7 protein-coding genes and 1 pseudogene are annotated in these 8,678 nt (G+C 72.3%); all 8 read right to left on the bottom strand.

Annotated features, from left to right (window positions below; all coding sequences use genetic code 11):
- Window positions 1–138, bottom strand: a pseudogene (locus tag ACIP89_RS34905) (ketol-acid reductoisomerase); the annotation flags it as partial.
- 67 nt (window positions 139–205) lie between these two features.
- Window positions 206–778 (bottom strand): acetolactate synthase small subunit, encoded by a 573-nt coding sequence (gene ilvN, locus ACIP89_RS34900; RefSeq protein WP_401930298.1) that lies wholly within the window; start codon window positions 776–778, stop codon window positions 206–208.
- A 14-nt stretch (window positions 779–792) separates the two neighbouring features.
- Entirely contained in the window at window positions 793–2,655 is a 1,863-nt protein-coding gene (locus ACIP89_RS34895) for an acetolactate synthase large subunit (protein ID WP_401930296.1), read from the bottom strand.
- Between the two features lie 136 nt (window positions 2,656–2,791).
- The gene (locus tag ACIP89_RS34890) at window positions 2,792–3,568 is read right to left on the bottom strand and encodes a 4'-phosphopantetheinyl transferase family protein (protein WP_401933108.1); all 777 of its coding nucleotides are present in this window, start codon (window positions 3,566–3,568) and stop codon (window positions 2,792–2,794) included.
- A 45-nt stretch (window positions 3,569–3,613) separates the two neighbouring features.
- Window positions 3,614–4,906 (bottom strand): MFS transporter, encoded by a 1,293-nt coding sequence (locus tag ACIP89_RS34885; protein ID WP_401930292.1) that lies wholly within the window; start codon window positions 4,904–4,906, stop codon window positions 3,614–3,616.
- On the bottom strand, window positions 4,903–6,369 hold the full coding sequence (gene argH, locus ACIP89_RS34880; protein WP_401930290.1) for an argininosuccinate lyase: 1,467 nt from the start codon (window positions 6,367–6,369) through the stop codon (window positions 4,903–4,905). Before argH ends, ACIP89_RS34885 begins: the two co-directional genes overlap by 4 nt.
- Window positions 6,366–7,631 carry an ATP-grasp domain-containing protein gene (locus tag ACIP89_RS34875; protein ID WP_402118370.1) on the bottom strand — a complete coding sequence of 422 codons (1,266 nt, stop codon included), beginning with the start codon at window positions 7,629–7,631 and terminating at the stop codon, window positions 6,366–6,368. Before ACIP89_RS34875 ends, argH begins: the two co-directional genes overlap by 4 nt.
- A complete protein-coding gene (locus tag ACIP89_RS34870; RefSeq protein ID WP_401930286.1) occupies window positions 7,628–8,677 on the bottom strand; it encodes a PLP-dependent cysteine synthase family protein in 1,050 nt (349 codons plus the stop codon). Before ACIP89_RS34870 ends, ACIP89_RS34875 begins: the two co-directional genes overlap by 4 nt.
- Window position 8,678: the final 1 nt, after the last annotated feature.

The raw sequence follows: 8,678 nt of genomic DNA, 5'->3' as shown, positions 1-8,678 counted from the left end.
GACACGGACGTCGACACCCGAGTCGCGCAGCGACAGCGCGTGGGCGTGGCCCTGGCTGCCGTAGCCGAGGACCGCGACCTTGCGGCCCTGGATGACGGACAGGTCGGCATCGTCGTCGTAGAACAGCTCGGCAGGCATGGGGAGTTCTCCTTGGTTCCTGGAATATGACGGTGTACGGACGGGAGGAGCGGAGGGCGGCCGGGTGCTACGCGCTCTGCGCGCGTGCCGCGGTGGTGTTGCCGGCCGGGGTCAGGCGGATCGGCCGGGCCTCGCGTGCGGTGCGGTCGGCCAGCGCCCGGGAGCCCCGGCCGATCGCGATCGCGCCGGACTGGACGAGCTCCTTGATGCCGAAGGCCGCGAGCATTCTGAGCATCGCGTCGAGCTTGTCGCCGGAGCCGGTCGCCTCAAGGGTGACGGCTTCGGGCGAGACGTCCACGGTTCTGGCCCGGAACAGTTCGGCGATCTGCACGATCTGGGCGCGTGAGGCGTTGTCGGCGCTCACCTTCACCAGGACCAGCTCGCGCTGGACGGCCGAGTCGGCCTCCAGCTCGACGATCTTCAGGACGTTGACCAGCTTGTTGAGCTGCTTGGTCACCTGCTCCAGGGCGAGTTCGTGATCGACCCGGACCACGATGGTAATGCGGGAGAGCTCGGGGTGTTCCGTGGTGCCGACCGCGAGCGAGTCGATGTTGAAGCCGCGGCGGGAGAACAGGGCGGCCACCCGGGCGAGGATGCCGGGCGTGTTCTCGACCAGGACGGAGAGCGTGTGCTGGGACATGTCGGGAGGTCCTCTCAGTCGTCCGCGGAGTCGCCGAAGTCGGGGCGTACGTCGCGTGCGGCCATGATGTCGTCGTTGGAGGTGCCGGCGGGGACCATCGGCCACACCATCGCGTCCTCGTGGACGATGAAGTCCACCACGACGGGGCGGTCGTTGATCGAGTTGGCCTTGTCGATGATCGCGTCGAGCTCGTACGGGTTCTCGCAGCGCAGGCCCACACAGCCCATCGCCTCGGAGAGCTGCACGAAGTCGGGCACCCGGGTGCCCTTCGCCGCGTTGCCGTCGGTGTCGGCGCCGGAGTGCAGCACGGTGTTGGAGTACCGCTGGTTGTAGAACAGGGTCTGCCACTGGCGGACCATCCCGAGCGCGCCGTTGTTGATGATCGCGACCTTGATCGGGATGTTGTTGAGCGCGCAGGTGGTGAGCTCCTGATTGGTCATCTGGAAGCAGCCGTCACCGTCGATCGCCCACACCGTGCGGTCCGGCTTCCCGGCCTTGGCCCCCATCGCTGCCGGCACCGCGTACCCCATCGTCCCCGCACCGCCCGAGTTGAACCAGGTGCCGGGCTCCTCGTGCGGGAGGAACTGCGCCGCCCACATCTGGTGCTGGCCCACACCTGAGGCGAACAGTGTCCCGTCCGGGGCGAGTTGGCCGATCCGCTCGATGACCTGCTGCGGGGAGAGCAGCCCCGGGTCCGCGGGGAGTTCGTAACCGCGCCGGTAGGTGGTCCGCCAGCGGTCCAGCTCCCGCCACCAGCCCGTGTAGTCGCCCGAGCGCCCCTCGTCCCGCTCGCCGCGCACGGCGGCGGCCAGGGCGTCGAGCACCTCGCGGGCGTCTCCGACGATCGGGACGTCCGCGAGCCGGTTCTTGCCGATCTCCGCCGGGTCGATGTCGGCGTGCACGACCTTGGCGTGCGGCGCGAAGCCGTCCAGCCTGCCGGTGACCCGGTCGTCGAACCGGGCCCCCAGCGCGACGATCAGATCCGCCTTCTGCAGCGCGGCGACCGCGGCGACGTCACCGTGCATGCCGGGCATCCCCACGTGCTGGGGGTGGCTGCCGGGGAAGGCGCCGAGCGCCATCAGGGTGGTGACGACGGGTGCCCCGGTCAGCTCGGCCAGGGTACGCAGTTCGGCGGTGGCGCGTGCCTTGAGCACCCCGCCGCCGACGTAGAGGACCGGCCGGCGGGCTTCGCCGATGAGCCGGGCGGCCTCGCGGATCTGCTTGGCGTGCGGCTTGGTCACCGGGCGATAGCCGGGCAGTTCCAGCACCGGCGGCCACTGGAAGGTGGTGGCCGCCTGGAGGGCGTCCTTGGTGATGTCGATGAGCACCGGTCCCGGGCGGCCGGTGGCGGCGATGTGGAAGGCCTCCGCGACGGTCCGCGGGATGTCGTCGGCGTCGGTGACCAGGAAGTTGTGCTTGGTGACCGGCATGGTGATGCCGACGATGTCCGCCTCCTGGAAGGCGTCCGTGCCGATCGATTTGGAGGGCACCTGGCCGGTGATCGCGACGAGCGGCACGGAGTCCATGTGCGCGTCCGCGATCGGGGTCACCAGATTGGTGGCGCCCGGACCCGAGGTCGCCATGCACACCCCCACCTTGCCGGTGGCCTGGGCGTATCCGGTGGCCGCGTGGCCGGCGCCCTGCTCGTGGCGGACCAGCACATGGCGGACCCGGGCCGAGTCCATCAGGGGGTCGTACGCGGGGAGGATGCAGCCGCCCGGGATGCCGAACACGGTGTCCGCGCCGACCTCTTCGAGAGAGCGGATGAGCGACTGGGCACCCGTCACGTGCTCGGCGCCGGTGTCCGGCTGCCCGGTGGGACGGGTCCGCACTTGCGGGAGGAGGGGCGCGGGGGCCTGCTGCACAGCGTTTGACATCGTCAGTTCCAAAAGTCCGTAGGGGTGTTGTCGAGGACGTTTCGGTGATCGGGAGCCGCGGCGGGGGCGGCCGGTGGTACGTACCCGCCGCCGGGTGATCACCGCATCGGGTGCACCCGGCGGACCTCGGGGCGGATCAGGGCGGGGCCCCCGCCGTCCGCAGCGCCTCGCGGGCGTGCCGTACGACGTCGAGGCCGGAGAGCCGCTTGACGAACGGTCCTTCCACGCTCAGCTCGCCGCGCACCGCCACCGCCGCCGCGTAGCCCCGGTCCACCGGGACGTCGAGCAGGGTCCAGCCGGACGGCGGGTACGGGCCCTCGGGGCGTCCGGAGCCGACGTAGTCGAGTGCGGGGTCGCGGCCCAGGCCCGTGCCGAGGCCCTTGAGGTAGGCCTCCTTGCGGGTCCAGAGCCGGGCCAGCGCCCGGGGGCGTTCCGCCGGGCTGAGCGCGGCCAGTTCGGCCTGCTCGTCCACGTGCAGCATCGAGGCGAGTTCGGCGGTGCCCTCCTCGTCGCCCACCAGCTCCACGTCGACCCCTATGGGGGCCGCCGCGGTGCCGACGACGGCGAGGTCGCCCCGGTGGGACAGCGAGAAGAACAGCCGTTCGTCGGCGTCGAGCACGGTGGGCCGGCCGTGCGGTCCGCCGCAGCAGGGACAGGTGTCCCGGCCGAGGTGGACGTCCTCCGGGCGCAGGCTCAGGTATGAGCCCAGCAGCCGGCGGAGGGCGACGTGCGCGGCCGTGAACCGGGTGCGGTCGGCGGCGTGCATGAGGCCGGCGGCCCGTTGACGCTCGGTGGCGTCGAGTACCTGTTCGTCCAGGATGCCGAGGGGGACATCCGAGACCCTCAGGAGCCAGAGGTCCAGTGAGCCGGCGGGTGGCAGCTCACGAACGACCCACGGCAGGGTGTGTTCCACGGGGTCTCTCCTGTTCGTACGGGAGTGAGACAGGTGAGCCGGGTCTCACCGCGTGGCCGGCGCGACCGGCAGGTCCCGCCTTCCGCGCAGCGGCCCGGTCAGCAGGAGCAGCGGGGTCAGGGCGAGGCCCGCGGTGAGCACCCACAGGGCGGGCCGCAGGCCGAGCAGGGTGCCGAGGCCTCCGCCGAGCAGTGAACCGATGGGGATCACGCCGAAGTTCGCGACCGAGATGCTGGCCGAGACCCGGCCGAGCAGCTGGGGCGGACAGTAGCGCTGGCGGAACGCTCCCTGGATCACGTTGGCGAGTACGACGCCGAGCGAGAGCACGGCGCTCCCGGCCACCAGCGCGGACAGCGTCCAGCCCGCCCCGGTCAGCGGGATGAGCAGGGCGAACGGGGCGCTCAGGATGGTGGCGACCAGCAGTCCGCGGGCCGAGCCGAACCGTGCGATCAGCCGTTTCGCGAGGGTGGCGCCGAGGATGCCGCCGATGCTGCTCGACGCCAGCAGCCATCCGGTGGCGCCTTCTGGTACGCCGAGTACGCGGAGGATGAAGGCGGGCAGGATCGCCGCCTCTGCCGTGAGCACCAGGTTGGTGGCGGTCCCGTAGAGGGTGAGCACCCGCAGGTAGGGGTCCTTGAAGGCGAAGCCGAGCCCTTCCTTGATGTCCTGCCTCAGCGCCGGGCGTTGCGCGGGCCGTTCCGGCAGCCGCTCCTGGCTGCGGATGCCGGAGAGGCAGAGCGCGGAGACGAGGAACGTCGCCGAGTTCACCAGGAGACCGGAGGTGGCGCCGAACGCCTGCGCGAGCAGTCCGCCCCCGCCGAGACCGGCGACCTGGGCGACCGATTCACTGCCCTGGAGCTTGGCGTTGGCCTCCTGGAGGTCCTCCGGCCCGACGATGGAAGGCACGTAGACCTTGTACGAGATCCCGAAGAAGACCGCGGCGAAACCGTTGATCAGCGCCACGGTCAGCAGCTGGGTCATCGTCAGGATGCCGAGCCAGCCCGCGACCGGCACGCTCGCCAGGAGCACGAGCGGGACCACGTTGCAGATCTGCATGATCGGCCTGCGCCGCATCCGGTCCACCCAGGCGCCGGCCGGCAGGCCGATCAGCAGCCAGGGCAGCCAGGGCGCGGCGGCCAGCAGGCTCGCGGAGAAGACGCTCGCCTTGAGCGTCACCAGGGCGACCATGGGCATGGCGACAGCGGTGATGTTGATGCCGACGCGGTTGGTCGTCTCGCCGATCCACAGCAGCCGGAAGTCCCGGTGGCCGCGCAGCCCGCTGCGCGGCGGCGGTTCGTGGTCCATGCCGGGGGCCCGCTCGGACAGTCCGGCGCTCATGACGTCACCGCCTTGAGTACGGCCCGGGTCAGCAGCGCGCTCCCGTCCGACCAGCGGGTGCGCCGGGCGGTCAGCTCGGCTCTGAGTACGTCCCGCCGGGCCGCCAGAGCGCGTATCCCGTCGGCCGTGGAGCCGGGTCCGCCGCCGTGGGCACACGCCTGGGCCACCAGCCCGGGGGCCAGTCCGCCGTCCTCGACGGCCGGGAAGCGGGCGGCGTCCACCAGCGACCGGCCGGAGTCCAGGGCACCGAGCACGGTCTCGCCCACCAGATGGTGCGCGGCCCGGAACGGCATCCCGTCCAGCACGAGCCGCTCCGCCAGGTAGGTGGCCGAGGTGAATCCGTCCACGGCCCTCTCCGTCATGCGTTCGCGTTCGGGTTCGGTGCCCGCGACCACCAGGCTCAGCAGTGTCACCGCGTCGGTGGTGTCGCTGAGTCCGGGCCACAGGTGGCGTACGGCCTCGGTGCCGACCGCGATGGCGTTGGTGTAGCCGCCGGTGGTCATGGCGGTCGCCGCGCCGACGAAGGCGCCGAGGCTCGCGGCGGACCGGCCCTGGATGTGTTCGAGCAGGAATGGGTTGCGCTTCTGCGGCATCATCGAGCTGGACCCGACGAGGGTGTCGCCCACCCTCAGCAGGCCGAACTCCTCCGACGTCCAGGTGCTCAGGTCCCGGCCGGTGCGGGCCAGCGCGACGCCGAGGACGGCGGACGCGGAGAGCAGGTCCAGGACGAAGTCGCGGGAGGCCACCGCGTCGACCGAGTTGGGTGCGGCGGAGCTGAAGCCGAGGAGTTCGGCGGTGCGCCGGGGGTCGATGGGGACGGAGGTCCCGCCGATCGCACCGGCTCCCAGCGGGTTGACGTCGATCTGGCGTCCGGCGTCGAGCAGCGATTCGTACGCGCGCAGCACCGCGCCGGCGACACCGGCGAGGTAGTGGCCGTAGCCGATGGGCACGGCCGGCTGGCCGTGGGTGTAGGCGGGCATGACCACGTCCCGGTACTCCTCGGCCCTGTCCAGGAGCACCTCCGCCAGCCGGTCGACCGCGTCGAGGAGGGCCAGGTAGGGGGCGCGGACCTTGAGCCGGGTGGTGGTGGCGTTGAGGTCGTTGCGCGAGCGGCCGGTGTGCAGGATGCCGCCGGTCCGGTCACCCAGCTGCTCGATGAGGTGGCCCTCGTAGGCGAGGTAGACGCCGCGCGGCATCGGTCTGGCCCTGACGGGTGCGAAATCCTGCCCGCGCAGTTCCTCGATGGCGCGCAGCAGGGCCGCTGCCCGGTCCCGGTCGACGATGCCGCGCTCGGTGAGCATGATCAGGTGGGCCCGGTCGACCTCGCTGATGCCGCGCAGCTCCTGCCCGAGTCCGTCGGCGGTGTCCGGCAGGTACTGGTCGTAGACGATGCGGTGCGCCTCGGCGTCGAGCGCGGCCTTGAGCCGGCCGGTGTCGACGCCGTGCGCGGGCGCTGTGGTCATGCGTATGCCTCCTCTGTGTGCAGGTCCGCGTACGAGACGGCTTCGCCGAGCAGGGCCACGGCCCGGCCGGCCGCCTCCGCTGCCCGTCCCGCGCGGTCGGCGACGGCGATGACGTGGCCGACGCGGCCGCGGAAGTCCTCTGCGGGGCCCACCGGTTCGCCGGGGCCCCGGTAGAGCAGCGCCTCGACGGTGCCCGGTACGGTGCGGGCCCGGTCCACGGCTTCGTGCAGGGCGGCGGACGGCGCGAGGATGCCGTCCTGGTCGCAGGTGAGGAAGCGGATCGAGGCGCGGGCGTGGCGGCCGCGTTCCAGTTCGGGGGCGGCCCCGAGCGCGGCCAGCACCTGGGCGCGTACGAGGTCGGTCCCGCAGGCCCTGCGGACCAGTTCGGGGATCATGCCGCCGGCCAGCCGGGGGTTGACCTCGATGACCTGGGCGGTGCGGGTGCCGGTCAGCCGCAGTTCCACGTGGGCGGCGCCCCAGCCGAGTCCGAGCGCGCGTACCGCGCGTACCGCGGTCTCGCGCAGGGCGATCTCCTGCTCGCCGGGGAGGGCGGCCGGTACGTCGTGTCCGGTCTCGACAAACACCGGGAGCGGACCGACGTGTTTGGCGACGGTGACGACGGCTTCGGTGCCGAAGACCTCGACGGAGAACTCCGGGCCCGTCAGGTACTCCTCGACCAGGATCCGGCCCGGTGCGGTGACGCCCCGCTCGTTGACGGTGGCCGAGAGCAGGGTCCCGGCGTGCTCGGCGACCTCGCCGAGGTCCGTGCAGAGCCGGACACCCAGACTTCCCGAGCCCTGCACCGGTTTGACCACCACGGGCAGTCCGATGCCGCGGGCGGCGGCGAGTGCGCCGGCCACCTCGCTGACGACGGCGAAGTCCGCGGAGCCGACGCCCGCGGCGGTCAGGATCCGGCGCTGCTCGGCCTTGTCGCGGCAGGCCCGTACGGCGTCGGCCGCGGGGCCGGGCAGCCCGAGCCGGTAGGCCAGGGCGGCGGCGGTCGGCACGTAGTACTCGGAGCTGGTCAGCACGCCCGCGACGGTCGCCCCGTCCTCCAGTGACCGCACGGTCGCCCACAGCGCGTCCTCGTCGGAGGTGTCCACGGTGACGGTCCGCAGCCGGTCCTCTGCGGCGTACGGGTAGCGGCCCGGGTCCGCGCAGAGCAGCACGGGCACCGCGCCCAGTTCGGCCGCGCGGCGGGCGAACAGCCGTCCGGTGCCGGTGGTGTTGCTCTCCACCAGGAGCAGCAGGCGCTCGTTCATGAGCCGACCACCGGCATCACCACGTCGTCGAAGCCGCGGCGGGCCCACAGCAGCCGGGACCAGGCGGCGGTGGCGTCCAGCGGGTGCTCGACGGTGCGGGGGCCGCCGGCGGCGGGGGCGGGGACGATCCCCTGCGCGTCTAGCCAGGTGTCGTTGTACACCGTGGACTGGTAGCGGTAGCCCTCGTCCGGCAGCACCATCACGACGGTGCTCCGCGGGTTCTGCTCGGCCCACCAGGAGGCGACCTGGAAGGAGGCGCCGCTGGTCGGGCCCATGAACAGGCCGTGCTCGCGGTAGAGCTCGTGGGTCGCGTGGAACGCCTCGGGCGCGGTCACCCAGTGGACCTCGTCGTACGCGGTGTGGCTGACGTTGCCCGGGTGGATGCTGCTGCCGAGTCCGCGCAGGGTGCGCGGTCCGTCGGGGCTGCCGAAGATGATGCTCCCCTGAGTGTCGACGCCGACCAGGTGGAGGGCGGGCCCTGTCTGCCGCAGCGCGGCCGCGAGCCCGCCGGTGGAGCCGCCCGAGCCCACCGGGCCCACCAGGCAGTCCACGGCGCCCACGGTGTCCCCGATGAGATCGGCGACGATGCCGTACGCGCCGGGGTTGTCGGGGTTGTCGTACTGGCCGGGGACGAAGGCCTCCGGGTCCTGCCGGCGCAGCTCGGCCACGCGGGCGAGCCGGGCGCCCTGGATACCGCCGGCCTGGCCGGTGTGCTCGACGATCTCCACGGTCGTACCGAGCATTTCGAGCCGGGTGCGCAGATCGCGGTCGATCGCCGAGTCACCGACGATGGTCAGCGGGTAGCCGCGCAGCCGGCAGACCATGGCCAGGCCCAGCGCGAAGGTGCCGGAGGAGGTCTCGATGATCCGGGTACCCGGGGAGATCAGACCGGCGGCCTCCGCCCGGTCGAGGATGTAGCGGGCGGGCAGCAGCTTCATCAGGCTGAAGGCGGCCGCGTAGAGGTTGTCGGTCACCTTGATGATGCGTGGCAGCTCCGTCGCCTCCACGATCGAGGAGTGAGCCTTGGGGAGAGTGGTCGTCGTCATG

This window comes from Streptomyces sp. NPDC088730 (genome assembly GCF_044751215.1).
Lineage (GTDB): Bacteria > Actinomycetota > Actinomycetes > Streptomycetales > Streptomycetaceae > Streptomyces.
Note: the sequence above shows the minus strand (reverse complement) of the source record. Positions and strands in the feature narration are given on the sequence as shown.